Consider the following 20,946-nt stretch of genomic DNA (forward strand, 5'->3'; position numbering starts at 1 on the left):
CGCCACGATGGACGGCCGTGGTCACGGCTCCAGCAGGCTCTGGACCGGGGCACACGCGCGGCAGGACCAGACTCGTACGGTGCCGTCGTCATGGGTCGAGACGAGCCGCTGGCCGTCCGGGCTGAAGTCGACGGTCTCCACGGAGGCGCCGAATCCGCCGAAGGTCACGGACTGCGCGGCCTCCGACGCGCGCCACAGCCGAGCGGTGCCGTCCTTTCCAGAACTGATGACCCATTGCCCATCCGGGCTGAACGACACGTGCCAGACGGGACCCTCGTGTCCTCGCAACACCATCGGCGCGCTGCCGCTCGTGACGGAATGGATCTGCACGGTGCCGTCGAAGCCGGCACTGACGACCCGTTGTCCGTCCGGGCTGAAGTCCACCGCCCATACCAGTCCCTCGTGACCGGGAAGTAGTAGTGGTTCGGCGGTGCCGGAGGCGTCCCAGATCCGTAGTGTGCCCTCCGCACCAGCGGTGGCGACCTTCCTGCCGTCCGGGCTGAAGGCGGCGTACCGGATCTCTTCGGCGACTCGATGGACCACCGGGGCACCCTGGCCGGTGAGGTCCCAGATTCGCAGGCTCCCGTCGTTGCTGACGCTGGCCAGGCGACGGCCGTCAGGGCTGAAGTCGGCGATCCACGCCTGCTTCTCGTGCCCGCGAAGCACCACAGGATCGTGTCTGCCGGCGATGTCCCAGACTCGTACGCTGCCGTCGCGGCCGCCCGTGGCCACACTCGTCCCGTCCGGACTCACGGTGAGACCGTAGACGTCGCCGTCGTGCCGGCCGAGCACCCGAGGCTCGGCCGGTGTGGCCAGGTTCCAGACCTGTACCGTGCCGTCCTCGCCGCCACTGACCACCCGCTGCCCGTCCGGGGTGAACGCGGCGGACCAGGTGGCCTTCTCGTGGCCCCGCAGGATCAGACGATCGCTGCCCGCGTCCCAGATCCGTAGCGTACCGTCATCGGCCGCGCTCACCAGCCGGGATCCGTCCGGACTGAACGCCAACGCCCAGACCCGGTTGGTGTGGCCGCGCAGCACCAACGGGTCACCGGCGCCGTTGGCGTTCCAGATCCGTACGGTCAGATCGTCACTGGTGGTCGCGATCCACTGCTCGTCCGGGCTCAGCGCGAGCCCTTCCACGGTGCCCTCGTGCCCACGCAACACCACCGGGGCCGCCGATCCGGTCAGCGGCCACACCCAGGCCGTACCGTCGGTGCTGGAGCAGGCCAGGCGGGTGCCGTCCTGGCTGAACACCATCGTCCTGGTGGCCTCTCGTGGCCCGGTGAGGATCCTTCTGGTGGATCGCGCGGCCAGATCCCAGAGCCGTACCGTCGTGTCGTGGCTGCTGCTGGCCAACCGGCGCCCGTCGGGGCTGAAGGCCACACCGACAGCCACCTTCGTGTGCCCACGCAGCACCACCGGTCGGCCGCCACCGTGAGCATCCCAGACCCGAACTGTGGTGTCCTCGCCAGCACTCGCGACCGACCGTCCGTCGGGGCTGAAGGCCACTCCCCAGACCGGGCCCTCGTGCCCGCGCAGGACGACGGGCCCAGCGCCTCCATCGACCTGCCAGATCCGGACGGTGCCGTCCGAGCCGGCGGTGACCAGTCGCTTCCCGTCCGGGCTGAACATCGGGCTCCAGACCTGTCCCTCGGGTCCGCCGGTGAGAGCCAGACCTGGTCCGGAGACGCCGTGCCCGGCCCAGGTCCACACCCGCACCTCGCCGTCCGCCCCGGTGGCGGCCACCCGCCTCCCGTCCGGACTGAACGCCACGCCCAATGCCTTCTTGCTGCTCATCGGCACAATCGTCTGCAGTCGGTCATCGACGGCGGCCTGGCGGAGCACCATCTCCGCACCGACGGTCGGGCGTGTGGTCAGAGCGCGTCGGGCGAGGCGCTGCGCCTGCTGCGGATCGATCCGCAGTTGGTTGTTGGCCTCGACCGTCAGCTGCCGGGAAACAGCGAGGTCTCGTTCGGCCGCCGCCCGGTCCGCTTGCACGAGCGCCACTGCCGCGAGGACGCTCACCACGACAACGGTTGCCGCGAGCCCGGTCAACGCCACGCTGGTCCGGCGCCGTCGGGCTGCCCGGCGCCGGCTCTCTCGCGCACGGCTGGTCTCCAGAAAGTCCCGTTCCAGGTCACTGAGGTCCAGCACCTGGTGTGTTGCCCAGAGCGCCAACTGGACCCCCCGATACAGGAATCCGTCCACGCGGTCGTGCCGGTCCCACTCGGCGGCAGCCTCCGTCAGCCTGCGGTGCGCGCGCAGCAGCTCCCGATCTTCGGTCAGCCAGCGACGCAGCCGGGGCCATTCCTGGATCAGGGCCTCATGGGCCACCATGACGCCCTTCTCGTCCGCCGTCACCAGCCGCGCGGCTGTCAACCTGCCCAGCACCTCGGCCGCGGCCAATGGGTCTGCCCCGCCCACCAACTCGGCCAGGGGTGCCCGGCGTCGGGTGTCCTCGGTGCCGTCACCGAGGGCGGTCAGGCGCAGGAAGATGTCGCGTGCCAGCCCTCGCTGCCCCTCATCGAACTGCGCGTACACCCCTTCGGCGGTGCGGGTGATGGCGCCGTTCACACCCCCCGACTCGCGGTAGTGGGCCAGTGTGATCCGCTTGCCCTGCCGCAGGCGCGACGTCTCCAACAGCGCGTGGGACAGCAGCGGCAGCGCACTCGTCTGGCCGCCAACGTCTGCCACGGCCATCTCCACCAACGCCGGGTCCACCAGCAACCCGGCGCGCTCGGCAGGGCCGGTGATCGTCCGACGCAGATCCTTCTCGTCCATCGGGCCGATCAGCAGCTGGTGCTCGTGAAGAGCGGCCACCAGGGCCGGGTAGGCGGCACACCGACCATAGAAGTCGGCTCGCACTCCCAGCACCACGCGGACCCTGGGGACCTCCGCCGCGGCGAGCAGCGCGGCAACGAACCCCGACCGCTCCCCCTCGTCGCGACAGAGCGTGAAGAGCTCCTCGAACTGGTCCACCACGATGAGCATGGTCGCTCCCGATGGACGGGCATCAAGAATCTGCTCAATCGTCGCGCGAATGCTGGCGGGCTCATCGACCAGGTGACGCTGGGCCGTGTCACGAGCCAGGTCCGGTTCACTGACGAGCTGGAACGCGAGTTCTTCGATGGGATGTTCGCCCGGCGTCATCAGCACCGTGGCCCAGGCCGGCTGACCCTTGGCGGGATTGTCGACCACTGCCGCTATCAGACCCGCTCGGAGCAGGGATGACTTTCCCGCACCGGAAGGGGCGAAAACCGCGACGAACCGGAGGCGGGTGAGCATTTCCCGGAGCTGAGCCACCAGGCGCTCACGTCCGAAGAACCATTCCGAGTCTTCCGGCTGGAACGCCGCCATACCCCAATACGGCCCGCGGCTGCCCCCCACCGTCTCGGCGGACGTCATGCTTGCGATCAGACTGTGCCACCGTTGGGTCCATTCGGCCGGATCGCCCTCACAGGCGGCCACGTACGCCAGTGTCACCTGAAGGCTTGGCACGGTCTCGCCGCTGGCCGCCTTCGCCAGGGTGGTCACCGAGAAGTGCGCGCGTCGGGCCAGTTGACGGTAGGTCGGCGAACCTGCCTTCGTCCGCAGTTGGCGCAGGTCGAGCGCGAACCGCTCCAACTCGCCTGCCTCCGGGTCGAGCGGCCGCTCAGGTCTTCCCACCTTGTCCCCCGTCACAGAGTTGTTTGTCAGCCTGGCGACATGATTGGCAAACAATCCATCAGGGACTATATCTAGTTCCGTGGAAGCCGATCGGCGACTGTCGGGTAGCGGCCACAGCGCAACTAGGCGCGCGGCCACGTTCGATGATCCGACGCGATCGACGACACGGAGGACGACCGGGAGGGGGTGTGTGATGCACACCAGAAACGGCATCGGCGTTGTTACCCGCAGCACCGATCGTCGTCCTGGAATCGGGGGGTGTCACGCGATCCCGGATAGGCGAGGGGGATTTTATTCGATTACGATTTCCCTATCACTCTGGCGACCAGCTCGAGGAACAAGACCAGTTCGTTTCCGCCTCGACCGCTAGGGCGGTGCGGTGACGGGGCGGCGACGGGATCCGTCGCCGCCCTGTCAGCACCCGGAAGGGTCACTGCTCCACGGCGCGGTAGAGCCGGCTCACGGTTTCGGCCACGCAGACGGGCTTGCCGCCGCTGTCGCTCTCCACGGTGACCGTCACGACCAACTGCACACCGCCGCTGACCGGCGACACGTCGGCGATGGTGGCGGTGGCGCGTACGGCGGCGCCGACCCGCAGCGGCGCGGGGAAGCGCACCCGGTTCAGCCCGTAGTTGACGCCCATCGCCACCCCCTCGACCCGATAGAGCCCGCCGGCCAACGCCGGCAACAGCGACAGGGTGAGGTACCCGTGGGCGATCGTCCCGCCGAACGGCCCCGCCGCGGCTCGGACCGGGTCGAGATGGATCCACTGGTGGTCGTCGGTGGCGTCGGCGAAGAGGTCGACGCGGCTCTGCTCGATGGGCTGCCACGGACCGGGCCCGAGGCTCTCGCCGGTCGCGGCGGCCAACTCCTCGAACGAGGTGAAGACTCTCATACCGGATCTCCCTGCAGCTAGAAGGCGTTGACGCCGGTGAGCGCGCGGCCGATGAGGAGTTGTTGAATCTGGCTGGTGCCCTCGTAGAGGGTGGCCACCCGGGCATCGCGTAGGTACTTGCCGACCGGATACTCGTCGATGTAGCCGTACCCACCGAAGACCTGGACCGCGTTGTTGGCCGCGCGGACGGCGGCCTCACTGGCGAAGAGCTTGGCCATCGACGCCTCGGTGGCGAACGGCTGGTCGCGGTCGATCAGATCGGCCACCTGCCACACCAGTAAGCGGGCGGCGGCGGTGTCCACAGCGATGGCGGCGAGCAGTTGTTGGACGAGCTGGTGCCCGGCGATCGGTTTGCCGAACTGGGTGCGCTGCCCGGCGTAACCGACCGCCGCGTCGAGGCAGCCCTGGGCGATGCCGACGCATCCGGCGGCCACCGACATCCGACCCTTGGCGAGGGTGGCCAGGGCCAGCCGGAATCCGGCGCCCTCGGCCCCGAGACGGGCCGTGTCGGGCACGCGCACCTCGTCGAAGCCCAGCTCGCCGGTGGCCTGACCGCGCAGGCCGAGCTTGCCGTGGATCTCCCGCCGGGTCAGCCCCGGGCTGTCGGTGGGCACCAGGAACGCGCTGATTCCTCGGTGCCCGGGGCCGCCGGTGCGGGCGAAGACCAGCGCGACGTCGGCGGTGGTGCCGTTGGTGATGAACGTCTTCGTGCCGGTGAGCAACCAGTCGGTGCCGTCGCGGACCGCACGGGTGCGCAGGGCGGCCGCGTCCGAGCCGCTGTCCGGCTCGGTCAGCGCGAAGCAGCCGAGTGCGCTGCCGGCGCAGAGCCTCGGTAGCCACTCGGCGCGCTGTTCCGCGCTCCCGTGCGCGGCGATCGACTTCGCGACCAGGCCGAGGGAGACCGAGACGATGCCGCGCACCGCCGAGTCGCCCCGGCCCAGTTCCTCAAGGACCAGGCAGTACGCGAGGTGGTCGCCGCCGGAACCGCCGTCGGTCTCGGCGATGGTCAGCCCCAGGAAGCCCAGGTCACCGAGCATGCCGACGATGGTGGGGTCGACTGATTCGCGGCGATCCCAGGCGGCCGCGTGCGGCAGCAGCTCGCGGTCGGCGAACTCGGCGGCCAGCTGGCGGACCGCCGCCTGCTCGGCGGAGAGGGTGAGGTCCATGACGCTCAAACTAGCGGTGATAGTTAAACGCGTCCAGACCGGACGTTCACCGGTCGGAGGCCAGACCGACGTGCCGCTCGGCGGTGAACGCGCGGGCCAGCTCGGTCCGCGAACGGATGCCCAGCCGGTGGAACACGTTGCGCAGGTGGTGGTCGACAGTGCGGGTGGAGAGGAACATCCGGGCGGCGATCTCCCGGTTGGTGGCACCCTCGGCGACCAGCTCGGCGATCCGCAGTTGCTGGCCTGTCAACAACCGCGCCGCGGGCAGGTCCGGCGGACCGATCGACTCCCCGGCCGCCCGCAGCTCCGTGGTGGCCTGCTCGGCCCAGCACTCCACCCCGAGCAGGCTGAACATCTCGCGGGCCTGGTGCAGGTGCGTGCGCGCGTCGCGAGGGCGTCGACTGCGGCGCAGCTCCTGGCCGAAGAGCAGTTCGGTGCGGGCCCGCTCGAACGTGCCGGCCTCGGTCGGGTGCAGGCGCAGCGCCGCCTGGAAGTCCCGCTCCGCCTCGGCACCGCCCCGGGGGGCGAGCAGTGCGTGACACCGCGCGGACAGGGCCCGGCGCAACGGGCTCGCGGTGCTGCTGGCCCACCTGTCGAACGCGGCGAGCGCGGCCGTCGCCGCCGGCCGGTGCGCCAGGTGCGCCGCCGCCTCCACCAGGTACGGGGTAGCCATCACCTGCACGAGGACCTGCCCCCGACGCGTGCCGAGCCGAGCCAGCGACGCCAACCGCTCCGCGGCCTCGGCGTGCCGACCGTCGACCAAATCGAGCACCGCCAGGGCCCACGCGGCGAGCGCGTGCGGGCGGCTGCCCGGCGTCGGAGACTCGCCGATCTCGCGGATCCGCCGCAGGCTGGTCTCCCGATCGGCCCGGATCGCGGCGAGGACGGCGAGCATGCCCAGGTGGACGTTGGCGCAGTTGACCTGCCCGGTCGCCCGGGCGACGCGCAGCCCGTCGCGGGAGGTCTCCGCCGCCGCCTCGTGTCGGCCCAGCCAGTACTCGGCGACCGCCCGCAGCTCCAACGCCCGCGACAGCATGGACAGCTCACCCCGTTCCCGGGCCAGCTCGACGGCACGCTCGGCGAGCCGGTGAGCCGCGCCGTCCACGGCCACCAGCAGTCCGGCCGCCGCGGCGCAGCTGAGCGCGGTGGGGGTCAACGCCCAACCGGTCAGCCGGTCGCCCAGCACCACGGCGCGGCGCAGCGCGGGCCCGGCTCGCTCGTGGTCGCCCCGCAGGGTCGCCGCCACCCCGGCGATCAGGCACCCCATGACCTCCAGGGCCGGCGGGTCGTCCGGGCGCCGCAACGGCAGTGCCCGCCGGCCGACCTCGGCGTACCGGTACTGCTCGCCGGTGAAGCAGACCGCCTCGCCGGCCCGCACCAGCCCGGTCAACGCCAGGGCGCGGTCGGTGCCGTCCACCGCCGCGGCGGAGGCCAGCAGAGTGGCAGACGCACTCGACGCGGTGCCGCAGCGCAGCTCCAGCTCGCCGCGGAGCAGGTCGGCACGGCCTCGGACGACCGGGTCGACGCAGACCGCGCGCAGGCGGTCGAGCAGCAGCCGGGCCTCGTCGGGTTGCCCCCCGGCCCAGGCGTACCGGGCGGCGGCCAGCAGACGGGTAGCGGTCAGCCTCGGCCGGTCGCTCAGTTCGGCCGCCCACCGCAGGGCCACCGAGGCGGCGGCCCAGCCGTCGGATCCGCCGACCGCCGCCTGTTCCAGCTCGGCGGCGAGGACCGGATCGGAACCCGCCGTCGCGGCGGCGAGGTGCATCGCCCGGCGCAGCCGCTGCCCGTCCGCGACCAGCACCTCGGCGAGCAGTCGGTGCGCCGCGCGGCGCTCCGCGAGCGGCGCGCTGGCCGCGATCATCGTGCGCACCAGCGGCTGCGGAAAGGTGACGCCTCGTTGCTCGACGCGCACCAGGCCGGCGACCTCCGCCGGGGCGAGCGCCTCGACCTCGGCGCCGGCAGCCGCCGCGGCCCGGATCAGGGTGCCCGGCTCGCCGTCCTCGTCGAGCGCGGCGAGCAACAGCACTCGTCGGGTTTCCGGGGGCAGCCGGTCCAGCCGGGCTCGGTACGCGCGACCCAGCGCTCCGTCCGCCGGTGGCGCTGCCGGCAGCGACTCCTCACCCCGCCACTGCCCCGCGGTGAGCACATCGGCGAGGTCGACCAGGGCCTGCGGATTGCCGCCGCCGATAGTGGCCAACGCGGTCAGGGCCGACGCGGCTGGCCGGTCGGGGAGCCGGTCGACGCCCTCGCGCCCGGACAGCCGATCGAGTCGATCGGTGAGGACGGCGCGGCTCTCGTGCTCGTTCAGCGCGCGCAGCCGGTGTGCCGGTATCCCGTCGAGGTTGGCGGTGACGTCCGCGCTGAGCAGGACGGCGAGCGGCAGGTGCCGCAGTCGGCGGGCCACGAACGCCAGCACCTGCGCGGTCTGCGGGTCACCTCGGTCGATGTCGTCCATGGTGGCGAGTAACGGCCGGTCCCGGGCGGCGGCGGCGAGCAGCCCGAGCACCGCCATCGACAGGGTCAACTGCCGGTCGGCCGGGCAGCTCTCCCCGGCCAGTGCGCGCCGCAGCAGTTGGCGCTGCTCGCCGGGGAGCCCGGCGGCCCGGTCGAGCACCGGGTCGACCAGGCGTTGCAGGCCGGCGTACGGCAGGGCGGCCTCCTCGGCGAGCCCGCTGCCGGCCAGCACCGTGCAGTCACCCTCGGCGTGCCGATGGGCGTAGCCGAGAACTGCCGTACGGCCCGATCCGGGCTCTCCGCGCAACAGCAGGGCACCGCCGGCGTTGGTCATGCCGTCGAGCAGGCTCCGGACAGCCCGGCACTCGTCGTCCCGGCCACGCAGCACGGTTAGTTGCACTCTTGATGCAGTAACCATGCCTGCCAGTGTTACCCATCGGAAACCGAATGGAAAGAGGGGTCGATATCGGGCCGGGCCGGAATCAGTCGGGCGCGACCTCGGCCAGCAGGGCGCCCACGGTCCGGGCCATCACCGCGCGGGCCTGGTCCACGCCGAGACCGAGCCCGTAGCGCAGCATCGACCAGGCCTGCCAGGTGCTCGCCGCCACCAGGGCGTTGAGCAACTGCTCCCGTCCCGCCCCGGCCTCGGCCAGCTCGACGGCGAAGAGCTCCTCGACCTCGTCGCGAACCCGTTCGATGTGCTTGAGACGGTTGCGGTGCAGCTGTTCGGAGACCGGCTCACGCATCTGGGCGGCCCGCGCCGACGACGCGATGAGCTGGAGCAGTCGAGCCCGCTGCCGGCAGTACGCGTCGACCCGCTTCGCCAACGGCAGGCCCGGTGAGATCGGCCGGTAGGCGGCGTCCTGCTGGCGGAGCACCTCCGCGCCGCTGGCCTCGAAGAGCGTCTCCATGTCCTTGAAGTTGGTCCAGAGGGTGCGCAGCGAGATGCCCGCCCGCTCGGCGATGCGCTCCCCGGTCGGACGCAGGTCGCCCTCGGAGATGAGCGCGAGGTGCGCCTCGACGATGGCGGCGCGGGTGCGCTCGGCGCGGGCGGTGCGCCCGTCGACCCGGCCCGCCACATCGACTGCGTCCATCCGCCCTCGCCCCCTCACCGCCACGGCGTCCCCCGACGCACCGCCGAGTCTAGACAGCCGTTGATCAGCGGCTCCGGACGCTCCGCCGACGCCGTCATCCGACCCTGCCGGTCAGCGAGACGCCGCCGTCGCAGACGATGGTCTGCCCGGTGATCCAACTGGCGTCGTCGGAGGCCAGGAAGGCGACAGCGCCCGCCACGTCCGACGGCAGACCGAGGCGTCCGAGCGGGTATCGTGCGGCGACCTCGGCCTCCCGCCCGTCGTAGAGGGCGGCGGCGAAGCGGGTCTTCACCACGCCGGGGGCGACCGCGTTGACCCGGACCGTCGGCCCCAGTTCCACGGCGAGGCTGGCGGTGAGGTGGTTGAGCGCGGCCTTGCTGACCCCGTAGCAGGCGATTCCGGGCGACGGGCCGAGCCCGGCGATCGACGAGACGTTGACGACGCAGCCGCCTCGCTGGCTCATGCCGGCGGCGCAGACCTCCTGCACCCAGCCGAGCGCCGCGACAACGTTCACGTCGAGGATCTTGCGGGCCGCGGCCAGGTCCAGCTCGACCAGCGGGCCGTGCACCGGGTTGATGCCGGTGTTGTTGACCAGCAGATCCACCGGCCCGAACGCCGCGCCGACCTGACTCACCGCGGCGGCCCGATGCTCGGGATCGTCGGCCCGGCCCGGCACCGCGAGGGCGTGTGCCGGACCGCCCAGGGTGGCGACCGCCTCGGCCAGCCCTTCGGGGCGGCGGGCGGTCACGCCCACCCGCGCGCCTTCGGCGACGAGGCGTTGGGCGATGGCCAGACCGATCCCGCGACTGGCGCCGGTGACGATGGCGACCCGGTCCGCGAGTCGGCCCGAATATGCATTCACGGTGCAGATAGTAAGAGCGTCTATCGGTATCGGTCAACGCCTCCGGCGATCGAGCGGCAGACCGCTCCGGCAGCACGCGCGCAGCAGTCCGACCGGGCGTGGTCAGGGGGAACCACGCCCGGTCGGACGTCGGGGCTGCGGGGCCTCAGGAGACGGTCGGCACCCCGTTCGCCGGTGGCGCGGCCGGGGTGGCGGTGTACTCGTTGACCGCCCCATCCGCCTCGTCGGTCTCGTACGCCGGCCCGAAGTAGCTCTGCACTCCCCCACTCACCCGGCTCAACCGCTGGCCGCCGTACCCGGAGTGGTCAGTGGCGGAGAAGCGCAGCGGCACCAGCCCGGGGCCCTGGAAGCCGCCCTTCTGCACGGCCTCCAGCACCTTCTCCCGGGTGAGGTCCTTGCCGGCGGCGAGCAGTGTCTGCACGAAGAGGTAGCCGACCGACATGCCGTAGACGGTGTTGCCGTCGAACGGCGCGTCCCCGTTGTGCTCCTTGTTGACCTTGGTGAAGAGCTGGACCCACGGGTTCGCCGTGTCGTTCTGCATCGGCAGGTAGTTGGTGCCGACCATTCCCTCCAGCAGCGGCGCCGCGGCGCCGAGTTGCTTGGCCAGGGTCGGGTGGTCGGCGCCGACGTTGGAGACCAGCCACTGCGGCTTGAAGCCCAGCCTGGCCGCCGTGCCGACGGACAGCGCGGTGAAGCCGGGCACTGTGGCGAGCACGACGACCTGGCACCCGGCCGCCTTGAACGCGCCGATCTGCGGCGCCACGTTGGTGTTGCTGGTGACGTACGTCTGCTTGACCGCCACGGCGCCGGCGCCGAGCACCTTCTCCACGCCGGCCAGGCTGTCCCGGCCGAAGTCGTCGTCCTGACCGAGGAAACAGACCTTCTGCCCGGCCAGGTTCGTCTTCGCGTAGTTGGCGAGGATCTTACCCTCGACCGTGTAGTCCGGGTTGAACCCGAACGTGCCCGGGTACTTGTCCGGCTGGTCCCAGCTGCGGCTGCCGGAGGCGACGAAGAGGTCGGGCACCCGGTTGCTCTTGAGGAAGTCGAGCACACCGGTGTGCGTCGGCGTGCCCAGACCATTGAGGACGGCGAAGACCTTGTCCTGGAGGACGAGCTGACGAACCACCTGCTGGGTGTTCGCCGGGTTGTAGCCGTCGTCCATGATCTTGTAGGTGATCGTGCGGCCGTGCACTCCGCCGTTGGCGTTGACGTAGTCGAAGTACGCCTTCGTCGCCGGGGCGATCTTCGAGTAGCCGGCCGAGGCCGGGCCGGTCAGCGGCATGTGGGTGCCGACGACGATCTCGGTGTCGGTGACGCCCGGCACCGACGCACCGCCGGAGCCGGGGCCGTCGTCGCCGCTACAGCCGGCTGCGGTGATGAGCAGGGCAAGGGTGCTGGCGATCGCGAGGCCGCGATGCGCTTTACGGTGCATGGGAAACACCGACCTTTCTCGGTCCGGTTTTCTGTGGGGAACGGTGTGGTGGTGGGGCGCCCGGCCGAGGCCGGACCGAGGACAGCTCAGGAACGCCGGGTCGGCCGCCTGGCCAGCAACGCCCGGCCGAGACGCGACAGCAGACCCTGCACACCGCCGGGGGCGGCGATCATGACGACGATCAGGGTGAGACCGAAGATCGCCAGGGGGAGGTTGCCCTCCAGCCGCTGCGCCACAGCGGGCGAGAGCGTGAGCATCTCGGTCACCGAGTGGGTCAGATCGGGCAGGGCGACCAGCAGGACGGCCCCCCACAGCGCACCGGTCAGTCGACCCAGGCCACCGATCACCACGGCCATCAGCAGGAACAGCGACAGGGTCAGCGAGAACGCGCCGGGTGAGACGCTTTGCGCGAGCACCGCCAGCAGCGCACCGCCGAGCCCGGCGGTGGCGGCGCTGACCACGAACGCGAGGACCTGGGTGCGGGCCACGTGGATGCCGGCCAGACGGGCCGCCACCTCGTCGTCGCGGACCGCCCGGAAGGTACGCCCGTACCGGCTGCGGATCAGGTTCGCCAACAGCAGCAACGCGAGTAGGGTGGCCGCGCCGGTGACCCAGAGCTGCCACCGCTCGTACGGGAAGTACGGGCCGAGCGACAGCGGTGGCGGCTCCACCGGCACCGACAGCCCCTGCTCTCCGTTGAACACGCCGTCGAAGGTGACCGCCAGCGCCGGCACCACCACTGCCACCGCGAGGGTGACCCCGGCCAGATAAGGGCCGCGCAGCCGGGCCGCCGCCACACCGACCACCGCGCCGACCGCGACGGTGCTGACGATCGCCGCAGCCAACGACAGCGGCAACAGCCAGCCGCCGGTCATCCCCCGGTCGGCGAACGCGGTCTGGCACAGCGCCACCGTGTACGCCCCGGTGGCCATCAGCGCGCCGTGTCCGAGCGACAGTTGACCGTTGAGCCCGGTGAGGACGGTCAGCCCGGCGGTCGCGCAGAGGTAGGCCGCCACCGTGGCGAGCTGGAAGTTGCGGAACGGCTCGACGGAGTAGCTGACCGCCACCAGCAGCAGCCCGGCGGCCGCCACCACGGCGAGGTGGCGCAGCAGTGTGGAGCCGCGTCGGCTGTCGACCGGTCGGCCGCCCGGGTCGTCGAGCTGCTCCCTCGGCGGCACTGCCGCCCTCGTGGCGCTCACACCCGCCTCGCCGCGACCGGGGCGAACAGCCCACCGGGCCGGACCAGCAGCACCGCCAGCAGCAGGACCAGCACCGCGAGCGGGGTGAGGTCACTGCCGGCATAGCCGCTCACGTAGGAGAGCAGCAACCCCACCACCAGCCCACCGACCACCGCCCCCGGTGGACTGTCCAGCCCGCCGACCACCGCCGCGGTGAACGCCGAGACGAACACCAGGTCCATCGCGTGCGGGTGCAGGCCCAGCTCGGTCGGTAGGACCAGCATGGCGGCCAACGCGCCCACCCCGGAGGCGAGCGCCCAGCCGAGGGTCAGCATCCCACCGACATTGACCCCGAGCAGCCGGGAGACCTCCGGAGCGAAGGCCGCCGCGCGCATCCGCAACCCCACCGGGGTACGCGCGAACATCCAGGCCAGGCCACTGACCACCACGCCGATCGTGGCGAAGACGAACAGGTCGTACGGGGACAGCACGGCGACCCCGCCCACGGTGAGGGCGGACCGGCTGAACGGGGCCTCGGCGGGGCGGAACTCGCTGCCGTACACCATGCCGAGCACGGCCTGGATCAGCAGCACCAGCCCGAGCGCGACGATCACCGGGTTGAGCGGTGAGGCGTGGTCGACGTGCCGCATCACCACCCGGTCCACCAGCGCACCGAGCAGCAGGCCGGCGACGATCGCGACCACGAAGCCCAGCCAGTAGGAACCGGTAGCGGTGCTGACCGTGTAGGCGACGTACGCGGCGGCGACGGCCATCGCCCCCTGGGCGAAGTTGACGACCCGCGCCGCCCGCCAGATGAGCACCAGGGCCAGCGCGAACGCGGCGTACACCGCGCCCCGGGACAGGCCGTCGACGGTGAGGAAGACGAAGCGGTCCAACAGTCCTCCCTCCGGGGGACGAGATGGTGGTGGTCAGAAACCGAGGTACGCGTGGCGCAGGTCGACGTCGTCGCGTAGCTGCACCGCCGGGGCGGCGATCACCACCCGACCGAGGGACATCACGACGCCCTGGTCGGCGACGGCGAGCGCGCTGCGCACGTTCTGCTCGACCAGCAGGACGGTCAGCCCGGTCCGGTCACGCAGTTGGCGGAGCAGTGCCATGGTCCGGGCGACCACCCGTGGCGCCAGGCCGAGCGACGGCTCGTCCAGCAACAGCAGACGGGGGCGGCCGACCAGGGCCCGACCGAGCGCGAGCATCTGCCGCTCGCCGCCGGAGAGCTGGTGACCGAGGTGCCGGCGGCGTCGGGCCAGCGGCTCGAAGAGCTGGTAGACCTCGTCGAGGGCCCGCCCGGCGTCGGCCCGGTCGCGCCGCCACAGGCCGCCCAGCCGCAGGTTCTCGTCGACGGTCAGCTCGCTGATCACGCCCCGGCCCTCCGGGACGTGCGCCATGCCGCGTCGGACGAGCTGCTCCACCGGCGTACCGCGAAGGTCCTCACCGGCCAGCAGGACCTGGCCGGCGGCCGGGCGGATCATGCCGGAGAGCGCGCGCAGGAGGGTGGTCTTGCCGGCGCCGTTGGCGCCGACGACAGCGGCGATCGTGCCGGCGGGGATGGTGAGGTCGATGGCCCGCAACACGGGCGCGGCGCCGTAACCGGCGACCAGCCCTCGCACGACGAGAAGGTCGGTGCCGCTCATGGGGAGACCTCTTCCTCGACTGTGGCACCGAGGTACGCGTCGGTGACCGCCGGGTCGTCGCGGATCTCGTCCGGGGCGCCGGCGGCGATGACCCGGCCGAAGTCGAGGACCACGAGTTCGTCGCAGACGGCCATCACCAGGTCCATGTGGTGCTCGACCAGGAGCACGGCGCAGGGGTCGGTGTCCCGTCGGGGCAGTTGCCGGACCAGCTCCGCCAGCTCGGCGATGTCGTCCGCCCCGAGGCCACCGGCCGGCTCGTCGAGCAGGAGCAGCCGGGGCCGGGCGGCGAGCGCGCGGGCCAGGGCGACCCGCTGGCGTACGGCGAAGGGCAGGGTGGTCGGCGCGGCTCCGGCGTGCTCGGCGATGCCCAGCTCGTCGAGGATGGCCAGGGCGTCCCCGCGCAGCCGGCGCTCGTCGCGGTCGCTGGCCGGCAGCCCGAGCAACGCCGGGACGAAGCCGGCACGGGCGGTGTGCGAAGCGCCGGTCATCACGTTCTCCAGCACACTCAGCCCGGCGAAGAGGCCGGTGCCCTGGAGGGTCCGGGCGATGCCGAGCCGGGTCAGCCGGTGCGGCCGTGGCCGCAGCGGCCGGCCGTCGAGGGTGAGTGAACCCGTCTCCGGTGCGACGAAGCCGCAGATCACGTTGAACAGCGTGGTCTTGCCGGCGCCGTTGGGCCCGATGACGCCGACCACCCGGTTGGGTGGCACCCGCAGGGACACGTCGTCGAGGGCGGTGAGGCCGCCGAAACGGACGCCGATGTGGTGCAGTTCGAGGCCGCGCTCCATCACCCATCCCTCTGTCGTGGCGGGTGTTTATTTACACTCGCAGTGTACGTTTCTCGGGTTTGGCGTCAAGACCTTCAATGCCCCTTTACGCACGTGGACGGGGCGGCCGCCAGCGGCGACCGCCCCGTGACCGCCGTCAGGCGCTGGGACAGGTGTTGCGGTACTCCTGGATCTGCGAGCCGCTCGGGCCGGGGCAGAGGAACTGCTCGTAGCGGGTGTCGTCGTCGACGAACCGCTTCAACCAGGCCACCATCTGCCGCGCGGTCGGCGTGTTGGTGCTCTGCGGGAAGAAGTGGCTCGCCCCGTTCAGCTCCAGGTACGCCTTCTCGGCGGAGGCCGGGATGCTGTTGTAGAAGGGCACCGAGTGCGACGAGACCGGCGCGACGCTGTCGCTCTCCCCGCCCACGATCAGCGTGGGCACCCGCAACTCGGACCAGCTCTTGTCCGTGTTCCACGGCGCCAGCGGCACCGCGGCCTGCAAGGACGGCCGCGACGAGGCCGCCTCCAGGCTGCCCCCGCCACCCATGGAGTGACCGGCCACAGCGAGTCGGCTGCTGTCGATCCGGGTCCGCACCGAGCTGCGCTGGGTGAGGTAGTCGAGCGCGGCGAGGAGCTGCCGACCCCGGCTGGCCGGCTGGTCCAGCCGACTGTTGGTCTCGATGCCGATCACCACGAAGCCGTGCGAGGCGATGCGCGGTCCGAGCCAGCTGATGCTGGACCAGGCGGCGGTGTAACCGGGCGAGATGGCGATGGCGCCGAAGGTGCCCTCGCTGGTGCTGGTCGGGTAGTAGATGACGCCGCCGCCGAAGCCGGTGACACTCAGCGAGGACACGCTCTGCGAGGACGTCGCGAACGGGCCGCGGCTTGCCTCCAGGATCGCTGTGGTCGGGGCGGGGCCCCTGTCGTACGGGCCGGCGGCCTGGGCGGCGCCGGGGGATCCGACCAGGATGCCACCGGCGGCCAGGACGGCGGCCAAGGCGAGCCGGGTGGCGCGGGCTGCGACGGAACGGGGACGGGTGGTGGTTGGTGAGGACACGTCGGGCACTCCCTAAAGTCGAGGGATATCGACGTATGTCAGTTTTGGCTGCTTGGCCGATCCCGGCATCGGCGAAATCACCAGTCCCGGCGCAGGATGCCGAGATGAGTCGTGTTTCGACCCTCTGACCTGGGGTAGCAGGGCAGGCGCCGGCCCGCACACGCGCCATGGAGAGGTTCATTCAGTGGATTCCAGCAAGCCCGCCGAGGCAGTCAAGAACGTCGTGAAGACCGCCTCAGGAAAGATCGCCGACGCCCTCACCCCGGACATCCCCGGTGCGCCGGGGAGCGCGCCACCGCCGCTCGAGGAGCCGACGACGCCGCACGACCCGCTGCCGCCGAAGCCGGAACAGGGGGCACCGCAGACGCGCACGCCAACCGGCGCGCAGACCGGCGCGCCGACGATCGCGAACGGTCAGCAGGGGGCCTACCTCACGACCGCGAACGGGGCGCGGCTGCGCGACACCGACCACTCGCTCAAGGCCGGCCCGCGCGGCCCGGTGCTCCTGCAGGACCACCACCTCCGCGAGAAGATCACGCACTTCGACCACGAGCGCATTCCGGAGCGTGTGGTGCACGCCCGAGGCGCCGGCGCGCACGGGGTGTTCACCGCGTACGGCACCGCCGAGGCCGTCACCAGGGCCGGCTTCCTCAAGAAGGGACGCGAGACCGACGTCTTCGTCAGGTTCTCCACGGTGCTCGGTTCGCGGGGTTCGGCCGACACCGTCCGCGACACCCGTGGCTTCGCCACGAAGTTCTACACCGACGAGGGCACCTTCGACCTGGTCGGCAACAACATCCCGGTCTTCTTCATCCAGGACGCCATCAAGTTCCCGGACATCATCCACGCCGGCAAGCCGCACCCCGACCGGGAGATCCCGCAGGCGCAGAGCGCCCACGACACCTTCTGGGACTTCGTGTCGCTGCACACCGAGGCGCAACACCACACCATCTGGAACATGTCCGACCGGGGCATTCCGCGTTCGTACCGGACGATGGAGGGCTTCGGCGTGCACACCTTCCGCCTCGTCAACGAGGCCGGGGAGACGGTGCTGGCCAAGTTCCACTGGAAGCCGAAGCTGGGCGTGCACTCGCTGACCTGGGAGGAGGCCCAGCTGATCGGCGGCATCGACCCGGACTTCCACCGCCGCGACCTCTACGACGCCATCGAGGCCGGCGCGTACCCCGAGTGGGAGCTGGGCATCCAGGTCTTCCCGGACACTCCGGAGGAGACCTTCGCCGGCATCGACCTGCTGGACCCAACGAAGATCGTGCCGGAGGAGTTGGCCGAGGTGCAGCCCATCGGGCGGCTGGTGCTCAACCGGACGCCGACGAACTTCTTCGCCGAGACCGAACAGGTCGCCTTCCACCTCGGTCACCTGCCCCCGGGCATCGACGTCACCAACGACCCGCTGTTGCAGGGCCGGCTCTTCTCGTACGTCGACACGCAGCTCACCCGGCTGGGCGGGCCGAACTTCACGCAGATCCCGATCAACCGCCCGCACGCCGCCGTGAACGACATGCTGCGCGACGGCTTCCACCAGCACGCCGTGCACGCCGGCGTCGCGCCGTACCGACCGAACTCGCTCGACGGCGGCAACCCGTTCCCCGCCGGGGACGCCGAGCACGCCTTCGTCGACGTGCCGGTCACTGTCGCGCAGGCGCCGAAGGTACGCGCGAACCCGGCCTCGTTCGACGACCACTACAGCCAGGTCCGCCTGTTCTGGCTGAGCATGTCGCCGGTCGAGAAGGAACACATCATCCGGGCGTACACCTTCGAGCTGGGTAAGTGCTACCACCAGGCGATCAAGGAGCGTCAGCTGCGGAGCCTCGCCAACATCGACCCGGTGCTGTGCGAGCAGGTCGCCACCGGCCTGGGCCTGCCCGCACCCCAGCCGACAGTGCCGCTCCCCGACGTCACGCCCAGCCCGGCGCTGTCGCAGGTCGGTCGGGAGTGGCCGAGCGACGGCCGGATGGTCGGGATCGTCGTCGACCCCTCCGGCGACCTGGACGGCGTCGACGAGGTCCGCCGGGCCGTGTTCAGCGCCGGCATGGTGCCGCTGGTGATCGCCCCACACGGCGGCATGGTGGGCGACCTGTCGGTGCAGCGCACCTTCGCCACCGGCCGATCGGTCGAGTTCGACGCGGTCCTGCTGGCCGGAGCGCCGGCGCCCGCACCGGATGCCCTACCGGCCCGCGACGCCAAGGCGGGCACGCCGGAACCGGCCACCGTGGATCCCCGCGTGCTGCTGCTTGTCGAGGAGTGCTGGCGGCACGCCAAGGCGATCGGTGCCTGGGGCGCAGGTGTCACGGTGCTGGAGCAGGCCGGCGTCGCCGGCACCCCGGGCGTCGTGGCGGCGGGCTCGGGCGCCGAGGCGCTGACCGCGGTGCAGCAGTTGATGGCCGCGCACCGCGTCTGGGAGCGGTTCCCCGCAGCGGTCGCCTGACCCAACCACCGACGAGGGCCGTCCTCCGTGTCGCAAGGAGGACGGCCCTCGTCGGTGTCCGGGCGCTATCGCCGGGTCCACTGCAGATGGCTCGTGCCGGCGCTACAGCTGCGCTGCTCGATCATCGCGCCGTTCGCGGTGCTCTGGCCGACAGTGCCCAGGCACAGTCCGCTGTGCGCGTTGACGAGTTGCCCGGCCTCGTTCAGTGTGAACTGTTGCGCCGGGGTCGTGTTGCAGGTGGTGAGCTGGATCGCCGCTCCGGCGTCGCTGGACGCGGACAGCACGTCCAGGCAACGCCCACCCAACTGCATGCTCCGGTCCGAGCGCATCGCCCAGAGCTGGTGGGAGGCGCGGTCGTCCCGGCAGTCCCAGATCCCGAGCCGGACCGGGTCGGGTGATTCCGGCGCGCTGACGTCCAGGCACCGCTTGCTCGCCACCCCGACGAGCCGGCTGCCCGACCGCGTCGGGGGCACGCTCGGGGTCGGTGACACTCGACGGTCCGGCGTGGCCGACGGGGTGGCCCCACCCGCCGTCGACGCCGGCCGGAAACCCGCGGTGATCTCCCGGAACGCGTCCGTCCCGGCGACCGCCCAGGCGGACTCGGGTGTCAACCAGGCGATGCTGTAACCCTGACGCTTCTCCGTCGTGAAGGTGCGCTGACGCCCGCGCATCGCGGTGCCCGCCTCGCTGGTGTAAACCCACTCCAGGTCGGCGGCCTTGAGCTGGTAGTTGACGGCGAGCAGCTCGACCCGGCGGTAGTCGCGGTACCGCTCACCGACGGCCGGGCCGGCCAGTTCGGCCAACGGGTCGGTGCGCGGCGAGTCGGTCTGGCTGACGACCAGCATCCGTTCGCCGCCCGGCTCGTGCAGTTCGACCCGCTGCCCGCGCCGGACGATCTGCCAGTCACGCGGCGCCGGCATCGAGAAGCCGCTGCCGTCCCGGTAGACCGACCACGAGATCGCTCGGAGCGCAGCGGTCGTCGATGCGGCACCGGGCGTCGACGGCGCACCCGGCACTGCGGCGTCCACCAACTCGACCCCTCCCCCGGCCGGCCGCGACGCACGGCGGGTGGCCAGCGGAACCCCGACCGCCAGGCCGAGCGCGACCACTGCCGCGAGGCCACCGAGAAGCCAGGTCCGCCGTCGGCGGGCCGGTCCCCGACCGGCACGATCCGCTGCCACCGGGGCCGACGACCGGGGTACGTCGGACGCGTCGATCGGATGGGCCGTGATCGCCGTTGACGCGGCGGGCGCCGGACGCCACGTCACCGCGATGGGCGGCCGGGGTGTGCCGTCCAGCGCCGCCCGGAGCAACTGCTCGGCCGCGTCGGCATCCATCCGCTCGGCCGGGTCCTTGCGCAGCAGACCGGCCAGCACCGGCGCGAGCGGTCCCGCCCGTCGCGCCGCGGGCGGCGGCTCGGTGACCAGAGCGGTGAGGCTCATCAGACTCGACGGCCGGGCGTACGGCGACTGGCCCTCGACGGCGGCGTACAGGGTCGCGCCGAGCGACCAGAAATCCCCCTCCGGACCCACAGTGCCCCGCATGGCCCGTTCGGGAGAGACGTACGCGGGCGAGCCGAGCACCACACCGCTGAGGGTGAGGTTCACGTCCTCGACGGCGGTGGCCAGGCCGAAGTCGGTGAGCACGATGCGGTCGTCCGCGCCGACGAGGATGTTCGCCGGTTTGACGTCGCGGTGCATGATCCCGGCGCGGTGGGCGGCGCGCAGCGCGCCGAGCACGGCCAGCCCGATCTCGGCCGCCCGCACCGGCGGGACGGGACCGTCGGTGGTGATGGTGTCGTGCAGCGAGCGGGACGGCACGTACTCCATCACGATCTGCGGGTCGCCGTCGGCGCTCAACAGCACATCGAAGACCCGGACGACGTTGACGTGGTCGAGTTGCGCGATTGCCCGGGCCTCCCGAAGTGAGCGGACCCGCAATTCCTGTCGCGCCTCAATGGTCAGGCCGGGGGGCGGAACAATTTCCTTGATGGCGACGTCCCGTTGCAGCATTCGGTCGCGGGCTTTCCACACTCGACCCATTCCGCCCTGGCCGATGAGCTCGACGACGTCATACCGATCGGTAACAAGAAGCGGCAACATCTGCGACACCCGGAGAGGCTACCTGGCACGTCGTCGAACAATTTCCGGCAGTCGAAGCGAACTACCGTATGTGATTCGGCTCATCCTCGCCGACAACGTCGTCTGTGGAGCCACAGACGGCGCGGGCGCACCGTTGAGCCACCAGGAATTGGCCATGTGTTCACGGTGGCACCCGCGC

14 protein-coding genes are annotated in these 20,946 nt (G+C 71.6%); 1 reads left to right on the forward strand and 13 read right to left on the reverse strand.

Annotated elements, in window-relative coordinates; translation table 11 throughout:
• Positions 1 to 21: 21 nt before the first annotated feature.
• From OHB44_RS19550 to OHB44_RS19605, 12 genes are all read right to left on the reverse strand, one after another.
• A complete protein-coding gene (locus OHB44_RS19550) occupies positions 22 to 3,666 on the reverse strand; it encodes an nSTAND1 domain-containing NTPase (RefSeq protein WP_330437796.1) in 3,645 nt (1,214 codons plus the stop codon).
• Positions 3,667 to 4,096: 430 nt separating this feature from the next.
• Positions 4,097 to 4,561 carry a MaoC family dehydratase gene (locus OHB44_RS19555; RefSeq protein WP_330437797.1) on the reverse strand — a complete coding sequence of 155 codons (465 nt, stop codon included), beginning with the start codon at positions 4,559 to 4,561 and terminating at the stop codon, positions 4,097 to 4,099.
• Between the two features lie 17 nt (positions 4,562 to 4,578).
• On the reverse strand, positions 4,579 to 5,727 hold the full coding sequence (locus OHB44_RS19560) for an acyl-CoA dehydrogenase family protein (protein ID WP_266302229.1): 1,149 nt from the start codon (positions 5,725 to 5,727) through the stop codon (positions 4,579 to 4,581).
• A 46-nt stretch (positions 5,728 to 5,773) separates the two neighbouring features.
• Complete coding sequence (locus OHB44_RS19565; protein WP_330437798.1) at positions 5,774 to 8,581, reverse strand: helix-turn-helix transcriptional regulator; 2,808 nt, start codon at positions 8,579 to 8,581, stop codon at positions 5,774 to 5,776.
• Between the two features lie 82 nt (positions 8,582 to 8,663).
• A complete protein-coding gene (locus OHB44_RS19570) occupies positions 8,664 to 9,275 on the reverse strand; it encodes a TetR/AcrR family transcriptional regulator (protein ID WP_238682536.1) in 612 nt (203 codons plus the stop codon).
• 94 nt (positions 9,276 to 9,369) lie between these two features.
• The gene (locus tag OHB44_RS19575) at positions 9,370 to 10,137 is read right to left on the reverse strand and encodes an SDR family oxidoreductase (RefSeq protein ID WP_238682537.1); all 768 of its coding nucleotides are present in this window, start codon (positions 10,135 to 10,137) and stop codon (positions 9,370 to 9,372) included.
• A 145-nt stretch (positions 10,138 to 10,282) separates the two neighbouring features.
• Positions 10,283 to 11,569 (reverse strand): ABC transporter substrate-binding protein, encoded by a 1,287-nt coding sequence (locus tag OHB44_RS19580; protein ID WP_238682538.1) that lies wholly within the window; start codon positions 11,567 to 11,569, stop codon positions 10,283 to 10,285.
• Positions 11,570 to 11,655: 86 nt separating this feature from the next.
• Positions 11,656 to 12,768, reverse strand: coding sequence for a branched-chain amino acid ABC transporter permease (locus OHB44_RS19585; RefSeq protein WP_266302226.1), 1,113 nt, complete (start codon positions 12,766 to 12,768; stop codon positions 11,656 to 11,658).
• On the reverse strand, positions 12,765 to 13,643 hold the full coding sequence (locus OHB44_RS19590; RefSeq protein WP_091399163.1) for a branched-chain amino acid ABC transporter permease: 879 nt from the start codon (positions 13,641 to 13,643) through the stop codon (positions 12,765 to 12,767). Before OHB44_RS19590 ends, OHB44_RS19585 begins: the two co-directional genes overlap by 4 nt.
• 33 nt (positions 13,644 to 13,676) lie before the next feature.
• Positions 13,677 to 14,399 carry an ABC transporter ATP-binding protein gene (locus OHB44_RS19595; RefSeq protein ID WP_238682540.1) on the reverse strand — a complete coding sequence of 241 codons (723 nt, stop codon included), beginning with the start codon at positions 14,397 to 14,399 and terminating at the stop codon, positions 13,677 to 13,679.
• Complete coding sequence (locus OHB44_RS19600; protein WP_238682541.1) at positions 14,396 to 15,184, reverse strand: ABC transporter ATP-binding protein; 789 nt, start codon at positions 15,182 to 15,184, stop codon at positions 14,396 to 14,398. Before OHB44_RS19600 ends, OHB44_RS19595 begins: the two co-directional genes overlap by 4 nt.
• 136 nt (positions 15,185 to 15,320) lie before the next feature.
• Positions 15,321 to 16,220 carry an alpha/beta hydrolase family protein gene (locus OHB44_RS19605; RefSeq protein WP_330437799.1) on the reverse strand — a complete coding sequence of 300 codons (900 nt, stop codon included), beginning with the start codon at positions 16,218 to 16,220 and terminating at the stop codon, positions 15,321 to 15,323.
• 184 nt (positions 16,221 to 16,404) lie between these two features.
• Here OHB44_RS19605 and OHB44_RS19610 point away from each other — a divergent pair, with 184 nt between their 5' ends.
• Positions 16,405 to 18,666 carry a catalase gene (locus OHB44_RS19610; protein WP_330437800.1) on the forward strand — a complete coding sequence of 754 codons (2,262 nt, stop codon included), beginning with the start codon at positions 16,405 to 16,407 and terminating at the stop codon, positions 18,664 to 18,666.
• Between the two features lie 65 nt (positions 18,667 to 18,731).
• Here the strand turns inward: OHB44_RS19610 and OHB44_RS19620 are convergent, their stop codons facing one another.
• The gene (locus OHB44_RS19620) at positions 18,732 to 20,777 is read right to left on the reverse strand and encodes a protein kinase domain-containing protein (RefSeq protein ID WP_442932615.1); all 2,046 of its coding nucleotides are present in this window, start codon (positions 20,775 to 20,777) and stop codon (positions 18,732 to 18,734) included.
• Between the last annotated feature and the right edge of the window lie 169 nt (positions 20,778 to 20,946).

Origin of the sequence: Micromonospora sp. NBC_00821, from assembly GCF_036347035.1 — a bacterium.
GTDB classification, from domain to species: Bacteria; Actinomycetota; Actinomycetes; order Mycobacteriales; family Micromonosporaceae; genus Micromonospora; species Micromonospora hortensis.

Bases quoted from the DNA above. Each gene is read 5' to 3' on its own strand.
- OHB44_RS19555 (WP_330437797.1), bottom strand. From the start codon at position 4,561: ATGAGAGTCTTCACCTCGTTCGAGGAGTTGGCCGCCGCGACCGGCGAG.
- OHB44_RS19560 (WP_266302229.1), bottom strand. From the start codon at position 5,727: ATGGACCTCACCCTCTCCGCCGAGCAGGCGGCGGTCCGCCAGCTGGCC.
- OHB44_RS19570 (WP_238682536.1), bottom strand. From the start codon at position 9,275: ATGGACGCAGTCGATGTGGCGGGCCGGGTCGACGGGCGCACCGCCCGC.
- OHB44_RS19580 (WP_238682538.1), bottom strand. From the start codon at position 11,569: ATGCACCGTAAAGCGCATCGCGGCCTCGCGATCGCCAGCACCCTTGCC.
- OHB44_RS19595 (WP_238682540.1), bottom strand. From the start codon at position 14,399: ATGAGCGGCACCGACCTTCTCGTCGTGCGAGGGCTGGTCGCCGGTTAC.
- OHB44_RS19600 (WP_238682541.1), bottom strand. From the start codon at position 15,184: ATGGAGCGCGGCCTCGAACTGCACCACATCGGCGTCCGTTTCGGCGGC.